The sequence below is a fragment of the Micromonospora sp. NBC_01638 genome, from assembly GCF_045209745.1.
GTDB lineage: Bacteria > Actinomycetota > Actinomycetes > Mycobacteriales > Micromonosporaceae > Micromonospora.
In genome coordinates this window covers 2778166-2795313 of record NZ_CP109273.1, presented here as the reverse complement: position 1 = coordinate 2795313, position 17148 = coordinate 2778166, and the positions used below count along the sequence as shown (strand labels likewise).

The following is a 17148-nucleotide window of genomic DNA, read 5'->3' as shown; positions in this document are numbered from 1 at the left end:
GTCTCCCCCCCAGCTCGTCGGCCGACCCCTGAAGACTGTGACCAGGATCATCAGATAAGCACATCGGGTAAACGTCTCATGTTCGGCTCATGACGCTGCTATTACACGACATACGGCGGCGCGGCGCGATCAGCAGCGCGACGAGCGCTCGCTCGGCTCCCCCAGGAACACCCGGCGCACCACCCGCTCCGCCGCCCGCCCGTCGTCCAATGTGCAGAACCGGCCCCGGAAATGCTCGCGGGCCTTGGCTGCCGCGTCCGAGCGCACCGCGTCGGTACGGAACAGGTCGAGCAGGTCGGCGAAGGTGGTGGCCACCGCACCCGGTGGCTCGGCCGTGACGTCGAAGTAGACCCCCCGGGCCAGCCGGTACGCCTCCCAGTCCGGGGTGTACAGCACGATCGGACGGTCCAGCAACGCATAGTCGAACATCGCCGACGAGTAGTCGGTGACCAACACGTCGGCTACCAGGTAGAGATCTTCCACCCGTTGGTAGGCGCTGACATCGCGAACCCGCTCCCAGTCCATTGGCCGGCCGGGACGTCGATCACGATCGTGGAAGTAGTGGCTGCGCATCAGCAGCCGGCCCGAGTCACCCAGCGCCCTCACGAACCGGTCCGGGTCGAACGGCGGCCGGTAGCCGGGGAGGTGCTCCCGGTGCGTCGGGGCGTACAGCACGACCTGCTCGTCGGGGCCGAGGCCGAACTCCGTGCGTAGCCGGCGCACCTCGTCCGGGCCCGCCGTGACCAGGCGGTCGTTGCGTGGGTAGCCGACCTCCAGGGTCGTGTACGTGGCCGGGTACGCCCGGTCCCACATCTGGGTGGAGAAGCTGTTCGCGCTGACGCTGTAGTCCCACCGGTCCACCCGGCGCAGCAGCCCGGCGAAGTCCATCCGGCCCGCACCGATCGGGTAGCGCTGCTGATCCAGCCCCATCACCTTGACCGGCGTGCCGTGGTGGGTCTGCAGGTGCACCTGGTCTGGTCGTTTGCGGACGAAGTCCGGAAAGTTGACGTTGTTGATCAGCCACCGGGCGCGGGCGAGCGTCCGGTAGTACGCCGGAGTGCCGGCGACCACGTACTCGACCCCGGCCGGCACGCTGTCCACCCGGTCCCGGCTGACGATCCACACCCCGCGCACCTCTGGCGCCAACCGGCGGGCGACCTCGTAGATCGCCGCCGGATTGCAGGAGTACCCCCGGTACCAGTAGGCGGCGTACACCGCGAGCGTCGGATCGACCGGCCGACGCAACTCCGCCCGGTAGTACTCGCGCAGCAGCCCGTCGCGGGTCAGCCGGGCACCGCGCCGAACGACCGGGCCGACCCGGCGCCGGGCGGTGCGGGCCTGCCGGCGGGTGGCGTCGCGGGCCCGGCTGGCAGCCCGCAACGCGCTGAAGGTACGCCAGCGGCCGGCGGCGACGAGCCGGTGCTTGACCCCCTCCACCCCGTCCGGCACCGGATAGCCGCCGGGCGGCAGCCAGCGTTGGTAGTCGGCGGTGATCTGCGCGAAGAACGCCGGCCGCAGCTCCGTGGCGATCCGCTGGCCGTTGCCGAGCACGGTCAGGTAGTGCCAGATCATCCGCTCGAAGACCGCCGGCCGGAGCGCGTCCGTCGCCGACCCCCACGAATCCATCAGGTGGAAGACCCGGTGCCACTGTGGGAAGACCTCGAAGTGCCGGTCACCCCGGGTTCGGGTGATCGCGCCGGCCCGGCGTTGCCGGTAGTTGACGCAGACCCGATCGAGTACGCCGATCCGCTGCGCCGCCATCAGCACCGGGTAGCTGAACGAGACGTCCTCATACCAGCCGGGCGCGAAGCGCAGCCCCAGGTCGACCAGGAACTCCCTGCGGACCAGCCGGTTCCACGCGGTGTGCAGCAGGCGCATCGCCTCCGGCCGGTCCCGCAGTCGGAAGTTGCCCGCACCGGGCGACTCCGGGAACACCTCCGCCATCGCGCTGCGGGTGGCGGTGTCGTTCCAGTGGGTGCGGACGTGGTCGACCAGCAGCACGTCCGGGCGGGCGACGCGCAACCGCTCGGCGACCTCCGGCAGGCACTCCGGCGCCAGCCAGTCGTCGCCGTCGAGGAACCACACGTACTCGCCGACGGCCCGGTCCAGCCCGATGTTGCGGGCTGGACCGAGGCCGACGTTCTCCGGCAGCCGGACCGAGCGGACCCGCTGGTCGCGGGCCGCGTACTCGTCGATGATGTCGCCGCTGGCGTCCGGCGAGCAGTCGTCGACGGCGAGCACCTCGACGTCGGTCTCCGGCTGACCGAGGATGGAGTCCAGGCATTCGCGCAGGTAGCCCTGCACCCGGAAGGCCGGCACCACGAAACTGATCAGGGTCATCCGGCCGTCCCTCCGTCAGCGCGGTGCGGCACCTCCAGCGCCCACCGGCGCGACCGACGCCCGCGCGCTACGGGCCGGTCGGACGAACCAGGCCAGGACGACGCTCACCACGAAAACCACGAGAAGGTACGCACCGAGTGTAGCCAGCCCGACACCCGCGATGCCGACAATCGCCGCGAGGGCCAGCAGCACCGAACGCCCCTCCCAGCCCAGCGTGGCGGCGTGCAGCGGCGGTGCCTCCTGCCGCTTTTCCAGACGGGCGGTCAGGTCGTAGTGATGCACGGTGAGCACGAAGACGTACCCGAAGATCAACCAACCTGGCGCTCCGCCGACCACCCCGACCGCGATGGCGAACAGGAACTCGGCGGCCCGCAACGCCGCGGGTACCAACCAGTCCAGCGGACCGTTGTGCGCCGCCCCGGCACCCAGACCGCCGACCAGCAGCACCAGCAGCGCCACCGGCACCGCCCAGCGCAGATCGTCGGGCGCGTCGCCCAGCAGCGCCGCGACCAGCAGCACCGCCGGGCCGAGCGCGGCGATCACCGCCAGGGTGAGCGGCCCCATCGGGCGGACCACCGGCAGCCAGCGGGCCAACGGCCCGTCGTCGCGGTGCAGGGTGGCATCGACCGTGTCCAGCACCGGCACCCACATCCAGCGGGCCCGCAGCGTCCGCAGAGCCCCGGTGTACGCGAACGCCAGCACACCCCAGACCAGCACCGCGATCAGGCTGACCAGCGGGTTGAACAGCGCAACGGTCACCGCGATCAGAGCCCACCGCTCACCGATCGGGAAGACGACGGTCCGCTTCAGCCAGTACGACACGGAGCCGGTGTCCGCCTGCACCCGGGTCGACGCCGCGTTGAGCCGGTCGCCGATCCCGCCGCTGGCACCCGTCGCCGTTCGCGGTCGACGGGCCGCCTCGTCGTGCAGCACCCCGTACCAGGTGTCGGTCATGTGCCGAACGGTCTGCAACGTCATCGCGGCGATCGCGAGCGCCCAGCCGTTGCCCAGCCCGGCGTGGCTCACCCCGAAGCCCAGCCCGGCGTAGACCAGGTATTCCTTGGCCCGATCGGCCATCGTGTCCAGCCAGCCACCCCAGGCGCTGAAGTGCCGGGTGTAGCGGGCCAACTGGCCGTCCACGCAGTCCAGCACGAAGCCGAGGTAGAGCAGCACCGCGCCGCTGACCAGCGCGGGTCGCCCGCCGACCCCGAACAGCACCGCCGCGGCCAGCGCGAAGAGCACCGAGATCACCGTCACCCCGGTCGGGGTGAGCCGGAGCCGGGCCGACAGCCGGACCAGGTATGGAGACCAGGTGCTGACGAAGAAGGTGGAGAAGAAGTCGTCCTTCTCCTTGACCGACAGCCGCAACTCGGCCCGGTCCTCGTCGACCGCGGTCACCGCCGCCTCGGCAGCGGCCAACCCGGCCGCGTCCTCGACCCGGTGCGCGACGAGCAGGCGTACCCGCTGGGCGAAGATCAGGGTGCCGAGCGCCGCGAGACCCGCGAAGAGCCGGTCCACGGCGGACCCCGGTCCACCAGCCGCGACCGACCCTCCGGGCCCCTGCTCGACGGCCGCTGACAGCGGTGCCACGTCCCCGACCGGGCCGACGGGAGTGGCGACGGGGAGCATCCCGGACGCGGCGGCCCGGGCTGCGGCGGCGAGGGTCGACAGGTCGTCCACGCCGACCCGCAGCGCCCCGCCGAAAACGCCGGTGGCGTCCCCGTCGAGGGCGTCCAGCGCGCCGGCGTCGACCACCTGGCCGCGCTCCTCCCGCACGACGGTGCGCCCGGGCACCGGCGGGTCGCCGAGCACCAGTGCCACCGTGGGCCCCACCGGGCTGGTGGCCAGGTGGCGCAGCACGGCGGCGTGCGCGACCAGGTCGGTGCCGGTGATCAGCACGGGGGTGGTGGCGGTGGCGACCAGGGCGGTCAACTCGTCGAGGTTGGCGGCGAAGCGCACCTCGTCCGCCCCGGCCCGGCGCAACTGGGCGGCGAGCCGGTCGGCCAGCGGCTCGCCGGTCGCGGTGGTCAGGCCCGCCGCGGGTGTCCCGGCGGCGAGCACGATCGCGAGCGTCACCGCGGAACCGCGGCGTGGTACGCGTCGAGCGCCTCGGCGATGGTGCCGTCGAGCGTCAACCGGCCCGCGTCGAGGTACAACCCCCGACGGCAGAACCGGGTCAGGTCCTTTTCGTTGTGTGACACCAGCACGAGCGTGCGCCCCTCCCCGAGCAGACGATCAATCGTCGCGTAACACTTCTTGCGGAACTCCGCGTCTCCGACCGCGGTCACCTCGTCCATCAGCAGGATCGGGTGCGGCAGATGCGAGATGATCGCGAAGCCGAGCCGCACCTTCATTCCCGACGAGTAGTGCCGCACCGACGTGTCGATGGCCCGCTCCACCTGCTCACCGGCGAACTCGACGATCTCGTCGAAGTGCCGCTTCAGATAGCTCGTCGACAACCCGTGCAGCCCACCGACCAGGTGCAGGTTCTCCCGCCCGGTCAGGTCGTTGGAGAAACCGGCGGACAACTCCAGCAGCGGGGCCACCGCGCCGTGCACCCGGATGCTGCCCTCGTCCGGGATGAGCACCCCGGCGATCAGCCGCAGCAGCGTGCTCTTGCCGGTGCCGTTGCGGCCGACCACTCCAATGGTCTCGCCGGGCTCGACGGTGAAGGACACGTCGCGCAGCGGCCAGAACTGGCCCGGCAGGGCGCCCCGCGCACCGCGGTGGATGAACAGCTCCCGCAGTCGCAGTTGGCGGCGACGGTTGCGGACGAACCGGATGCCCAGGCCGTCGGCCTCGATGATCGGCGCGGCCATGTCAGAGTTCCTTGAGCACGGCGGGTTCCAACCGGCGGAACGACCACCAGCCGGCGACCAGCACCAGCAGGCTGCCGACGATCGTGGTGGCGAGCAGCCGGGCGTCCGGGAACTCGTCCGGATACCAGATCGCGTGGTGCAGCTGGAAGATCCCCACCAGCGGATTCAGCTCGTACACCACCTTCAGCCAGCCGGGCAGGCCGGACTCCCGGACCAGGCTGAGCGGATAGATGATCGGCGTGGCGTAGAACAGCACCCGGATGATCAGCCGCATGAGCCGTTCCACGTCGCGCATCAGCACGTTCCACGCGGACAGCAGCAGGGCGAGCCCGGTCAGCAGGACGGCCTGGACGGCCACCGCGAGCGGCAGGGAGAGCAGCGACCAGCCGGGGTGGATCCGACCATGCGCCGCGTAGATCACCGCGATGGCGATGAGGATCGGCAGGCCGGCCGCGTACTCGGCGAACCGGCCGGTGACCCGGCCGATCGGAAAGACCTGACGCGGCACGTTCATCGTGGTGATCAGCCGGGACTGGCCGGTCAGCGCGTTCGTCGCCTCGCTCAGCGCCGAGTTGGTCCACATCCAGGCGAAGATCCCGGTGATCAGGAACAGCGGGTACGACCCGGCCGCCTCGCCGAGATGCCGACCGGTGTCCCGGGAGTAGAGCACCCCGAAAACGAACCAGTAGATGGCTCCCATACCGAGCGGTTCGATCAACGACCAGAAGTAGCCCAGCACCGACTGCTGGTACTTGACCGCCAGATCCCGCCTGACCAGGATGCGCAGTGAATTGCGGTGCGACCACAACGCCGCGACGCCAGAGGTCACCGCAGCCTCCCGCCTCCTGAAACGGACGACAGGTTAGCAGTCGGTGAACGATTGCCCCGAATCCGTCGGACTCAGCACTCGATCACGTTGACGGCCAAACCGCCACGCGCCGTCTCCTTGTACTTGACCTTCATGTCGGCGCCCGTCTCCCGCATGGTCTTGATGACCTTGTCCAGCGACACCTTGTGCACACCGTCGCCGCGCAGCGCCAGCCGGGCGGCCGTGATCGCCTTGATGCTAGCCACCGCGTTCCGCTCGATGCAGGGGATCTGCACCAGGCCACCCACCGGGTCACAGGTCAACCCGAGGTTGTGCTCCATCCCGATTTCGGCCGCGTTCTCCACCTGCTCCGGGGTGCCACCGAGCGCCTCGGCCAGCCCTCCCGCCGCCATCGAGCACGCCGAACCAACCTCACCCTGGCAGCCGACCTCCGCGCCGGAGATCGACGCGTTCTCCTTGAACAACACGCCGATCGCCCCGGCCGTCAGCAGGAACCGCACCACCCCGTCGTCGGAGGCACCCGGTGAGAACCGGGTGTAGTAGTGCAGCACCGCCGGAATGATCCCGGCCGCGCCGTTGGTCGGCGCGGTGACCACCCGGCCGCCAGCGGCGTTCTCCTCGTTGACCGCGAGGGCGAACAGCGTCACCCAGTCCATCGCGTGCAGCGGGTCGGGCGTCCCGGCGTCCGCCTCCAGGCCGCGCCGCAACTCCGCCGCGCGCCGCCGGACCTTCAACCCACCAGGGAGTACGCCGTCCCGCTCGCAGCCGCGCTCCACGCACTCCCGCATCACCCGCCAGATCTCCAGCAGGCCGCCCCGGATGTCCGCCTCGCTGCGCCAGGAACGCTCGTTGGCCAGCATCACCTCGCTGATCGACAAGCCGGTCCGGGTGGTCACCTCCAACAACTGCGCCCCGGTCAGGAAGGGGTACCGCACCGCGGTGCTGTCCGGCTTGATCCGGTCCGCGCCAGCCGCAGCCTCGTCCACCACGAAACCGCCGCCGACGGAGTAGTAGGTGCGGCTGCGCAGCTCGGCACCAGCCCTGTCGTACGCCGCGAAGGTCATCCCATTCGGGTGGTACGGCAGCGAACGGCGGCGGTGCAGCGTCAGGTCCCGATCCGGGTCAAAGTCGATCTCGTGCGCGTCCAGGATGCTGATCCGCCGCTCGGCCCGAATCCGCTCGACCCGAGGACCGACGGTGTCCGTGTCGACGGTCTCCGGCGACTCGCCAGCCAACCCGAGCAGCACCGCGCGGTCACTGCCGTGACCATGCCCGGTGGCGCCCAACGAGCCGAACAGCTCAGCCTGCACCCGCGCGGTGTCGGTGAGCAGCCCGTCGGCCTTGAGCCCGGCAACGAACGTGCGCGCGGCCCGCATCGGCCCTACCGTGTGCGAGCTGGACGGACCGATACCGACGCTGAAGAGGTCGAAAACACTGATCATGGCTGCGCTTCCTCGCCGTCGTCCCGGCGTACGGAACCCCGGCCGGGTCGTGGCCACCGGTCTGGCGGCCCCGCTCTTGGCCGCCCGGGGGTGTGGGGTGCCGGCCACCCGGGGTGTGGGTGCCCGATCAACCAGCCTACCCGCCCAGCTCAGCACCCACCCGGCCACCGTGACGTGTGCAGCTGGTGAAGATCGCGCTCGATCCTGGATGTAGTGGCCACGGAGGGCGGGCGAAACCACTGGAACCTGGATCGAGCGTGACCTTGCGGGTGGCACGGCGGGCGGCGGGTGTGGCGGCGTTGGGCGGTAGGCCCGGCGGCCGGGAGGTCGGGCGACGAAGGCGGGCCGCGCGGGGAGGCGTCAGTGCGGGGCTGCCCGGGTAATGCACCTACGGGTCCACGGGTGGCCGCTCCTCCTCGGGACCGAGGGCGAGCTGCTCATCCCCTTCTACCGTGGATTGCAGACGCGGCGCACCGCCGCAGAGTGGGAGTACGACGATGAGTCGCAAACTGGTTCGGCCCCGCGCGGGGCGCATGATCGCCGGTGTCTGTGCCGGCCTCGGTCAGCGGTTCGGCATGTCCGTCGGGATGGTCCGGCTGCTGTTCCTGCTGTCCCTGCTGCTGCCCGGCACCCAGGTGATCGTCTACCTGATCCTCTGGATTCTCATGCCGAACGAGGACCGCTACCTGGCCTCCACCGGCCACTGACCCGCGCCCTCGTGCCAAGTCGACGCCGGTCGGGGCCAGCGCCGTTGCGCAAGGCCGAAGGCACCAGGCCGCACGGCGCCAGGCCGCGAGGCACCAGGCCACACCTGACGGAAGCGGCCCGCCCCGACGACAGTCAGGGCGGGCGCTTCGGTGCCCGAGGTGCGGCAGGTCAGGGAGCCGTGTAGGTGACCGTGATCTGCTGATAGCCGAGGGAGCGCAGCAGCCCCTCCAGCATCTTGCGGGTGTTTTCCTCGGCTCGGGCGGAGAGCCCGCTGTCCCGGGCGGCGGCGGTGATCCGGTCCTCGGCGAGCTGGTAGACCTGCTGCTGCCGGTTGGGGTCGTTGCCGACCAGGTCACCGAGCCGGTTGAGCAGACCGCGCTGCTCCGCGAAGACGTAGCTCTTTTCCATGTCGAGGTTGGTCTCGCCGAGCTGCGGCGCGGGCAGCTTGATCTCGACGGACTTGCCGTCGGCGGACTGGACGATCGCACCCTCACCGATCTTGGTGAAGTCGACGTACGCCTCGACACTGCCGGCCCCGACGAACAGGGTGCGCTCGTTGAGCAGGAAATCCGGAACGTTGCGCCGGTCGTTCTGGGTGTCGACCACGACCTGGAAGTTGCCCTCGGCGGCCACGTAGCGGCTGAGGTCCTGGATCGACTTCAGCAGCGGTGGCTGGCTGCGGTCGGTCTGCTCCTTGGCGAACGGGTTGCGGAAGTCCGGCAGGAGGCCGGTCGCCTGAATGCCGAGCAGCACAACCACGGCCAGCGCGGCGGCGCCGAGCAGCAGGAGCAGGCCACGGGCCGCCCCACCACCACCGCCACCGGTCGCCGGGCCGCCGGTGCCTCCGGGCGGGTCTGTGGTCGGCTCGGGTGTCGCGGCCGACCGCTCCTTGAGATCGTCGCCGGTCGGGTAACCGGGGAACTCCCTCGTGGGCTCGTTGATGCCAGCGTCGCGGGCCATCACGCTCACCGTCCTCGTCAGACACGTCGTCTGTCAATGACGGTACGGCCCCCGTACGACAGGCGCGCGTCGAGCGGCCGGAAAGTGCAAACGGGCAGGTCAGGCGAATGCGGAGAGCCCGGTGAGCCGCTGCCCGATGACCAGCTGGTGGATTTCGGAGGTGCCCTCGTACGTCAGCACGCTCTCCAGGTTGTTGGCGTGCCGCATCACCGGGTATTCACCGGAGACGCCGTTGGCACCGAGGATGGTGCGGCACTGCCGGGCGATGGCCAGGGCCTCCCGCACGTTGTTCAGCTTGCCCACACTGACCTGCTCGGGCCGCAGCCGGTGGGCGTCCGCGAGTCGACCCAGGTGCAGCGCGAGCAGTTGCCCCTTCACCAGCTCGACAGCCATGTCGGCGAGCTTCGCCTGGGTGAGTTGGAAGCCGGCCAGCGGGCGACCGAACTGGGTGCGGGTGGTGGCGTACGTCAGGGTGGTTTCCAGGCAGTCACGGGCGGCGCCGACCGCGCCCCAGACGATGCCGTACCGGGCCTCGGTGAGGCAGCTCAGCGGCGCCTTGAGCCCGACCGCCTCGGGTAGTTGGGCGTCCGCCGGGAGCCGGACGTCGTCGAGCACGATCTCGCCGGTCACCGACGCGCGCAGCGACATCTTGCGACGGATCTCCCGGGCCGTGACACCGGGCGTGTCCATGGGGACGAGAAATCCGCGTACGCCCTCGTCGGTGCGCGCCCAGATCACCGCGACGTCGGCGATCGGCGCGTTGGTGATCCACATCTTTCCGCCGGTGAGCACCCAGTCGTCGCCGTCGCGGCGACCCCGGGTGGCCATCGAGGCGGGGTCGGAGCCGTGGTCCGGTTCGGTCAGGCCGAAGCAGCCGATCGCCTCACCGGTGGCCATCGGCGGCAGCCAGCGTTGCTTCTGCTCCTCGCTGCCGAAGCGCCAGATGGCGTACATGGCGAGCGAGCCCTGCACCGAGACCAGGGAACGGACGCCGGAGTCGCCGGCTTCCAGCTCCTGGCAGGCCAGCCCGTACGCGACCGCGGAGGCACCGGCACAGCCGTAGCCGGTCAGGTGCATGCCGAGCAGTCCGAGTTTGCCGAACTCGCGCGCCAGCTCCCGGGCGGGCACCCGGCCGTCCTCGTACCAGTCGGCGACGTGTGGGCGCACCCGGTCGTCGATGAGCTGGCGGACGACGTCGCGGATCTGTCGCTCTTCCTCGCTGAGCGACGGGTCCAGATCGAGGAGGTCGAGCGGTGCGGTCATGGACGCCACCCTAACGAAGATTCAGGCCGATGGGCGGTCGCGTCACTCGATCGCTTCGGAGAGCACCAGCACCCGCGCGTGGATCTGGTTGCGCTGCTGCAGGGCCGCGCGCAACGCACGGTGCAGCCCGTCCTCCAGGTACAGCCCGCCGTTCCACTGCACGACGTGCGGGAAGAGGTCACCGTAGAAGGTGGAATCCTCGGCGAGAAGCTTGTCGAGCGCCAGCTCGCGCTTGGTGGTGATCATCTGGTCCAGGCGCAGTGGCCGCGGAGGGATCTCCGCCCACTGCTTGAGCGTCAGATTGTGCTCCGGATAGGGACGCCCGTCCCGAACCGCTCTGAAGATCACGACGGCACGCTCCCCTCCCGTGACTGGGCCGATTTTGACGGCACCGAGCCGGGCCGCGGCGGGCACCGCTCGGCGCGGCACCGATGACCGTGCCAGCGTAGCCGCCCAGCGCACGCTGCGTTCTGCTCCCTGATGTCAGTTTCGCTACCGCTCGTCCGATCCTCTACCGGACGAACGGGACGTCGCGCTCAGCTCCACCGGCCGCGCCGCACCACCTCGTCCACCGGACGACGTCCACGGCGCAGCGACGGTGACCTATGGTCGGCCGCTCGGTAACCGATTGTGACCGCACCGATGGGTTGGTACTCCGCCGGCACGCCGAACGCCTCCCGGTAGGTGGCCAGCCGCTGCGGCGGAATGCCGAAGAAACACGCCCCCAGCCCCTCGTCCACTGCGGTGAGCAGCATCAGCAGCGCCGCGAAACCGGTGTCCACGTGCCAGTACGGCACCGGCCAGCGGTCGGTGGCCCGGTCCGTCCAGCCCTTGTCCGGCTCCGCGTAGCGCTGCAGGTAGGCCGACTCGTTGGCGTGCGGCACCACGATCAGCGGCGCCCGGCGCATCCCCGCGAGCCAGCGCTCCCGCCCGCCGCCATCCGGTGTGGTGGCGGCCCAGAACCGCTCCCGGTCGGCCGGCTCCTCCAGCACCAGGAAGCCCCAGCCCTGGGCGAATCCGGCCGACGGGGCGCGGATCGCGTGGTCGAGCAGCCGGTTCACCACGTCGGGCGGGACCGGGCGGTCCGGGTCGTAGTTGCGCACCATCCGCCGACGCCGGACGACCTCGGCGAACTCCATCAGGCCCCGGGCCGGATGCCCCAGGCACCCCGCCAGGTCGTACCAGGCTTGAGCGTGAGCACGTCCTTGCCCGAGCGGAACGCGTCCGGTGGGCAGGTCATCGGCTCGATCGCCACCGAACGGCGATGCCGCTCACCGGTGAGCGCGTCCCCGGTGAACACCTGCCACCAGCCGAACTCCGCATCCGCCCAGATGCTCACCCCCGCCGAACCGTCCGGCGTCCAGAGGCTCACCGACGAGCCGCCGTCGGCGTCGCGGATCACCTGGCCGAAGCAGAGGTCCAGCTCGGCGGCGCCGATCCGGCGCGGGCTGGTCCAGTCGTACTCGGTGCCGGCCACCGGGGTCGCGCCGATCGGCAGCAACCGGCCGTCCACCAACAGCCGGGTACGGGTCGGCAGCCGCAGGACCAGGTCGTCGACCGCGACGCCCGGCAGTTGCAGGTACGGGTGCACGGAGAAGCCGAACGGCGCGGCCTCGCCACCGATGTTGGTCACCTCGTGCTCGGCGCGCAGGCCGTCCGCGCCGGCGCTCCACCGGCTGAGCAGCCGCAACGGCCACGGGTAGCCGGGCTGCGGCGCAAGGTCGTAGCCAACCGTCACCGCGTCCTGCGACTGCTCCACCAGACGCCACGGCACCCAGTTGACCAGCCCGTGGATGGCCACGTGCCGCTCCGGCTCGGTCAGCGGGAGCTGGTGCGTCCGCTCGCCGAACGGGTAACGGCCATCGCGGATCCGGTTCGGCCAGGGTGCCAGCACCTGCCCGGCGCAGCCGGGGCAGACCTCGTCGGTCTGGTACCCGTCGACCAGGTCGACACCGTCGTGCCGGTACGTCCGAAGCCCACCGCCCACCTCCACGATGACGGCCTCGTGGCCAGCGGCGGAGATGGTCCACTGGGCGCCGGAGAACGGGCGCTGATCGCGGCTTTCCATGTCGGCGACCCTAACCGGTCACGTCCGTTCGCCGCTCGACGCCGTCGCGGCCCGATAGCGCAGCAGTGCTGGGAAAGCGACCGCGAGCACCACCACGAGCACCGCCGAGGCAAGACCGCCGGCCACCCAGGCCACCCCGCCGCCGAACCCCGCGGCCATGGTGCCGGCCCGCAGATCGCCCAGGCGCGGGCCACCCGCCACCACGACCGTGTTGACGCCCTGGAGCCGGCCGCGCATCCGGTCCGGTGCGTAGACCAGCAGCATCGACTGGCGCAGCACCGCGCTGACCAGGTCGGCGGCCCCGGCCACGGCGAGCAGCAGGACCATCAGCCAGAGCTGGTGGGCCAACCCGGCAGCGGCGATCGCCAGGCCCCAGGCGACCACCGCGATCACCAGGCCGAGCCCCTGCCGGCGGAGCCGACCGATCCAGCCGGAGGTCAGCCCACCGATCATCGAACCGATCGCGATGGCGCTGTAGAGCAGACCGACCGCTGCACCGCCGCCGAACCGTTCGTCGGCGATCTCCGGGAAGAGCGCCCGCGGCATGGCCAGGATCATCGCGATCAGGTCCACCCCGAAGGACAGCAGCAGCACCGGAGTGGTGGCCAGGTAGCGGAACCCGCCGATCACGCTGGCCAGGCCGGCGCGGCGGGGCTCGCCGTCGGCGGTCAGCTCGGGCGGCAGCGCGGGCAGGCGCAGCGCCGCCCAGAGCATCGCGGTGAACAGCACCGCGTCCACCCCGTACGCGATCGGCAGGACCACCGCGGTGTCCGGCGAGGCGGCGAGGATCAGGCCGGCGGCGAGCGGTCCAGCGACCGATGCCGCGGTGAAGGTCGTGTAGTTCAGCGTGGTGGCGGCCGGCACCAGATCGTCCGGAACCAGCCGGGGCAACATGGCACTGCGGGCCGGCGAGCTGATCGCGAACGCCACCGACTGCAACGCCATCAGCGCCAGCAGCAGCACGGGGCTGCCCACGCCCAGCAGTGCCTGCACCAGCAGCCCGAGGGTGGACGCCCAGAGCAGCACCGACCCGCCGAGCAGCACCGCACGGCGGTCGCGGGCGTCGGCGACCGCGCCGCCCCAGAGCCCGAAGATCAGCAACGGTACGAAGGCGGCCACGCCCAGCAGGCCGACCCAGAACGAGTCCCGGGTCAGGGCGTACATCTCCACCGGTACCGCGACGGCGGTGAACTGGAAACCGAACATCGCCACGGTGTTGCCGAGCCAGAGCCGTCGGTACGCCGCCACGCGCAGCGGACGTACGTCGAGCGCCCAGCGGCGCGCTCCGCGCGGCCGAGCCTCCTGCACACCCGTCACGGCGCCAACCGCTCGACGATCCAGCCGCCCTCATCGAGGCGGCGGAAGCGGAGTCGGTCGTGCAACCGGCCGGCCCGGCCCTGCCAGAACTCCACCGAATCAGGTTGGACCCGCAACCCACCCCAGTGCGGCGGGGCCGGGATCACAGCCTCGTCGGCGAACCGCTCGGCCACCGCCTGGTAACGCTCCTCCAGCTCGGCTCGGCCCGGCACCACCTGCGACTGCGGGCTCGCCCAGGCACCCAGTTGGGAGCCACGCGGCCGGCTGGCGAAGTACGCCTCGCTCGCCGCGCGGTCGACATGCGCGATCCGCCCGGCGACCACCACCTGACGCTGCATGGGAAACCACGGGAAGACCAGGCTGGCGTACGGGTTGGCGGACGCCTCGACGCCCTTGCGCGACAGGTGGTTGGTGAAGAAGACGAAGCCCTCGGGGTCGTACCCCTTCAGCAGCACCGTCCGTCCGCTCGGCCGGCCGGCCGGGTCGGCGGTGCCCACCACCATCGCGTTCGGTTCGGGTAGCCCGAAGGCGACCGCGTCGGCGAACCAGCGGTCGAACTCGGCGTGCCAGTCGGCGGCCAGGTCAGCCTCGGTCAGGCCCAGGTCCGCGGCGTACTCGTTACGCATCGCAGCCGGGGCGGGTGTGTCACCCGTCACGTCCCCACTCCTTCTCGGCGGCCCTGCCAGCGCCCCTCCGCGCTGGCCAGTCCGCACTGTCTCACCGAGGGGAGCGGAGGTTGCGCATCCGGGGATGTCGCGTGCAGCACAGTCGCAGCGGGTCGCGTATCCCGTACTCAGCAGGCAGTATGTTCCGAACACATCCCTGAGGGTCGCCTACGGCGCTCGGCCGATCGGGCCGGATGAGCTGATCGGGCGCACCGAGCAGATCCAGGAGAGCGGCATGGCTGATTTCAAACCCGGGCTGGAGGGCGTCGTCGCCTTCGAGACCGAGATCGCCGAACCTGACCGTGAGGGCGGCGCGCTGCGCTATCGCGGGGTCGACATCGAGGATCTGATCGGGCAGGTGTCGTTCGGTAACGTGTGGGCGCTGCTGGTCGACGGCCGGTTCGGGCCGGGCCTGCCGCCGGCGGAGCCGTTCCCGGTGCCGGTGCACTCCGGTGACATCCGCGTCGACGTGCAGTCCGCGGTCGCGATGCTGGCCCCGTACTGGGGGCTCAACCAACTGCTCGACATCTCCGACGAGCAGGCCCGCGAGGACCTCGCCCGGGTGTCGGTGACCGCGCTCTCCTTCGTCGCCCAGTCCGCCCGGGGCCTCGGCCTGCCGGCGGTGCCGCAGAAGGAGATCGACAAGGCGCAGACCATCGTCGAGCGGTTCATGAAGCGCTGGCGCGGCGAGCCGGACCCACGGCACGTCAAGGCCGTCGACGCGTACTTCATCTCGGCCGCCGAGCACGGCCTGAACGCGTCCACCTTCACCGCTCGCATCGTCGCCTCCACCGGGGCGGACGCGGCTGCGTGCATCTCCTCCGGCATCGGCGCCCTCTCCGGCCCGCTGCACGGCGGCGCCCCGTCCCGGGTGCTCTCCATGCTGGAGGCGGTGGAGCGCAGCGGTGACGCGGAGGGCTATGTCAAGGGTGTGCTCGATCGCGGCGAGCGGCTGATGGGCTTCGGCCACCGGGTCTACCGGGCCGAGGACCCGCGGGCCCGAGTGCTCCGGCGCACCGCCAAGGAGCTGGGCGCGCCGCGCTTCGAGATCGCCGAGGCGCTGGAGAAGGCCGCCCTCGCCGAGTTGCAGGCCCGCCGCCCGGACCGGGTGCTGGCCACCAACGTCGAGTTCTGGTCGGCCGTGGTGCTGGACTTCGCCGAGGTGCCGGCACACATGTTCACCTCGATGTTCACCTGCGCGCGGATGGGCGGCTGGAGCGCGCACATCCTGGAGCAGAAGCGCCTGCAGCGGCTGGTACGCCCGTCCGCCCTCTACGTCGGCCCGCAGACCCGCAAGCCGTCCGACGTCGAGGGCTGGGCCGCCATCCCGCACGGCTTCTGAGCTGCAGGAGGGCGCCCCTTCCCAACGCCTGGCGTTGCGGAGGGGCCCCTTCCTCATTTCGACCGAGCTGATCGCGTCGGTGTGGCGAAGGACTCAGACCGGCCGTCGGGGGCTCGGCCTTTTCCGATGGGTCCGGGTGCGAGGATGGGGGCCGGCAGTGTCGCCGGGCCCGCCCTCGCTCTTTGCGGAAGGATCTTCAAGACCGTGGCTGACGCACCGACCATCCGGATTCCCGATGACATCAAGCCCGCCGACGGACGCTTCGGCTGCGGCCCGTCCAAGGTCCGTCCGGCGGCCGTGTCCGCTCTTGCCGAGGTAGCCACCAGCTATCTGGGCACCTCGCACCGGCAGAAGACGGTTCGCGACCAGGTGGCCCGGCTGCGCTCCGGCATCGCCGAGTTCTTCTCGCTGCCCGAGGGCTACGAGGTCGTGATCGGCAACGGTGGCACCACCGCGTTCTGGGAGGTCGCCACCTTCAGCCTGATCCGCGATCGGGCCCAGTTCGCCAGTTTCGGCGAGTTCGGCGCCAAGTTCGCCAAGTCGGTCAAGGACGCGCCGTTCCTGGGCGAGCCGACCGTCCGCAGGTCCGAGGCGGGCAGCGCGCCGACCCTGGTCGCCGAGTCCGGCGTGGACGCGTACGCGACGCCGCAGAACGAGACCTCGACCGGTGTGGCCGTCCCGATCAACCGGGTGGCCGGGGCGGACGAGGGCGCACTGCTGCTGGTCGACGCGACCTCCGGCGCAGGTGGCCTGGAGGTCAACGTCGGCGAGACCGACGTCTACTACTTCGCTCCGCAGAAGTGCTTCGGCTCCGACGGTGGTCTCTGGTTGGCCCTCATGTCGCCGGCCGCGCTGGAGCGGGCCGCCGAGATCAAGGCGTCCGGGCGCTACATCCCCGCCTTCCTCGACCTGGTCACCGCGATCGACAACTCGCGGCTGGAGCAGACCTACAACACCCCGGCGCTGGCCACCATCTTCCTGGCCGCTGAGCAGACCGACTGGATGAACGCGCAGGGTGGTCTGGCCTGGGCGGCCAAGCGCACCGCCGAGAGCGCGGCCACGGTGTACGGCTGGGCAGAGCGGTCCACTGTGGCCACTCCGTTCGTCAGCGACCCGGCGCTGCGTTCCAACGTGGTCGCCACGATCGACTTCGCCGACGGGGTGGACGCCACCGCGATCGCGAAGGCGCTGCGCGCCAACGGCATCGTGGACACCGAGCCGTACCGCAAGCTCGGTCGAAACCAGCTGCGGATGGCACTGTTCCCGGCTGTCGAGCCGGCCGATGTCGAGGCGCTGACCGCGTCCATCGACTACGTGGTCGAGCGACTCTGAGCTTCGTCACGGTCGGTGTCCATGGGAGCCTCCACGGACACCGACCGTGATCATCGCCGCAGC

The 17148-nt window shown here is 71.0% G+C and carries 15 protein-coding genes; 3 read left to right on the top strand and 12 right to left on the bottom strand.

Going from position 1 to position 17148, the window contains the following annotated elements; all coding sequences use genetic code 11:
- Window positions 1-129: 129 nt before the first annotated feature.
- From OG811_RS13260 to OG811_RS13240, 5 genes are all read right to left on the bottom strand, one after another.
- Window positions 130-2340: a CDP-glycerol glycerophosphotransferase family protein gene (locus tag OG811_RS13260; protein ID WP_406074520.1), complete on the bottom strand. Its 2211-nt coding sequence runs from the start codon at window positions 2338-2340 to the stop codon at window positions 130-132.
- A gap of 15 nt (window positions 2341-2355) precedes the next feature.
- On the bottom strand, window positions 2356-4416 hold the full coding sequence (locus OG811_RS13255; protein ID WP_406074518.1) for a DUF5941 domain-containing protein: 2061 nt from the start codon (window positions 4414-4416) through the stop codon (window positions 2356-2358).
- Window positions 4413-5159, bottom strand: coding sequence for an ABC transporter ATP-binding protein (locus tag OG811_RS13250; RefSeq protein ID WP_406074517.1), 747 nt, complete (start codon window positions 5157-5159; stop codon window positions 4413-4415). The genes OG811_RS13255 and OG811_RS13250 overlap by 4 nt, the downstream gene beginning before the upstream one ends.
- Before the next feature lies 1 nt (window position 5160).
- A complete protein-coding gene (locus OG811_RS13245; RefSeq protein WP_406074515.1) occupies window positions 5161-5988 on the bottom strand; it encodes an ABC transporter permease in 828 nt (275 codons plus the stop codon).
- A gap of 71 nt (window positions 5989-6059) precedes the next feature.
- A complete protein-coding gene (locus OG811_RS13240) occupies window positions 6060-7430 on the bottom strand; it encodes an L-serine ammonia-lyase (RefSeq protein ID WP_406074514.1) in 1371 nt (456 codons plus the stop codon).
- A 497-nt stretch (window positions 7431-7927) separates the two neighbouring features.
- Here OG811_RS13240 and OG811_RS13235 point away from each other — a divergent pair, with 497 nt between their 5' ends.
- Window positions 7928-8137: a PspC domain-containing protein gene (locus tag OG811_RS13235; RefSeq protein WP_406074512.1), complete on the top strand. Its 210-nt coding sequence runs from the start codon at window positions 7928-7930 to the stop codon at window positions 8135-8137.
- Between the two features lie 169 nt (window positions 8138-8306).
- On the opposite strand, the gene OG811_RS13230 is transcribed toward OG811_RS13235, so the two are convergent.
- The 7 genes from OG811_RS13230 to pdxH all read right to left on the bottom strand — a co-directional run bounded on the left by OG811_RS13230 (window position 8307) and on the right by pdxH (window position 14372).
- A complete protein-coding gene (locus OG811_RS13230; RefSeq protein ID WP_406074511.1) occupies window positions 8307-9098 on the bottom strand; it encodes a DUF4230 domain-containing protein in 792 nt (263 codons plus the stop codon).
- A gap of 99 nt (window positions 9099-9197) precedes the next feature.
- Window positions 9198-10361 (bottom strand): acyl-CoA dehydrogenase family protein, encoded by a 1164-nt coding sequence (locus OG811_RS13225; RefSeq protein WP_406074509.1) that lies wholly within the window; start codon window positions 10359-10361, stop codon window positions 9198-9200.
- Between the two features lie 42 nt (window positions 10362-10403).
- The gene (locus OG811_RS13220; RefSeq protein ID WP_396787271.1) at window positions 10404-10709 is read right to left on the bottom strand and encodes a type II toxin-antitoxin system VapB family antitoxin; all 306 of its coding nucleotides are present in this window, start codon (window positions 10707-10709) and stop codon (window positions 10404-10406) included.
- A gap of 188 nt (window positions 10710-10897) precedes the next feature.
- Window positions 10898-11500 carry a nitroreductase family protein gene (locus tag OG811_RS13215; protein WP_406074508.1) on the bottom strand — a complete coding sequence of 201 codons (603 nt, stop codon included), beginning with the start codon at window positions 11498-11500 and terminating at the stop codon, window positions 10898-10900.
- A complete protein-coding gene (locus tag OG811_RS13210) occupies window positions 11500-12429 on the bottom strand; it encodes an aldose 1-epimerase family protein (RefSeq protein WP_406074506.1) in 930 nt (309 codons plus the stop codon). The genes OG811_RS13215 and OG811_RS13210 overlap by 1 nt, the downstream gene beginning before the upstream one ends.
- 18 nt (window positions 12430-12447) lie before the next feature.
- The gene (locus OG811_RS13205; protein WP_406074504.1) at window positions 12448-13746 is read right to left on the bottom strand and encodes an MFS transporter; all 1299 of its coding nucleotides are present in this window, start codon (window positions 13744-13746) and stop codon (window positions 12448-12450) included.
- Window positions 13743-14372 (bottom strand): pyridoxamine 5'-phosphate oxidase, encoded by a 630-nt coding sequence (gene pdxH / locus OG811_RS13200; RefSeq protein WP_406075708.1) that lies wholly within the window; start codon window positions 14370-14372, stop codon window positions 13743-13745. Before pdxH ends, OG811_RS13205 begins: the two co-directional genes overlap by 4 nt.
- A gap of 274 nt (window positions 14373-14646) precedes the next feature.
- Here pdxH and OG811_RS13195 point away from each other — a divergent pair, with 274 nt between their 5' ends.
- On the top strand, window positions 14647-15753 hold the full coding sequence (locus tag OG811_RS13195; protein WP_406074503.1) for a citrate synthase 2: 1107 nt from the start codon (window positions 14647-14649) through the stop codon (window positions 15751-15753).
- A 204-nt stretch (window positions 15754-15957) separates the two neighbouring features.
- Complete coding sequence (gene serC / locus OG811_RS13190) at window positions 15958-17085, top strand: phosphoserine transaminase (protein WP_406074502.1); 1128 nt, start codon at window positions 15958-15960, stop codon at window positions 17083-17085.
- Window positions 17086-17148: the final 63 nt, after the last annotated feature.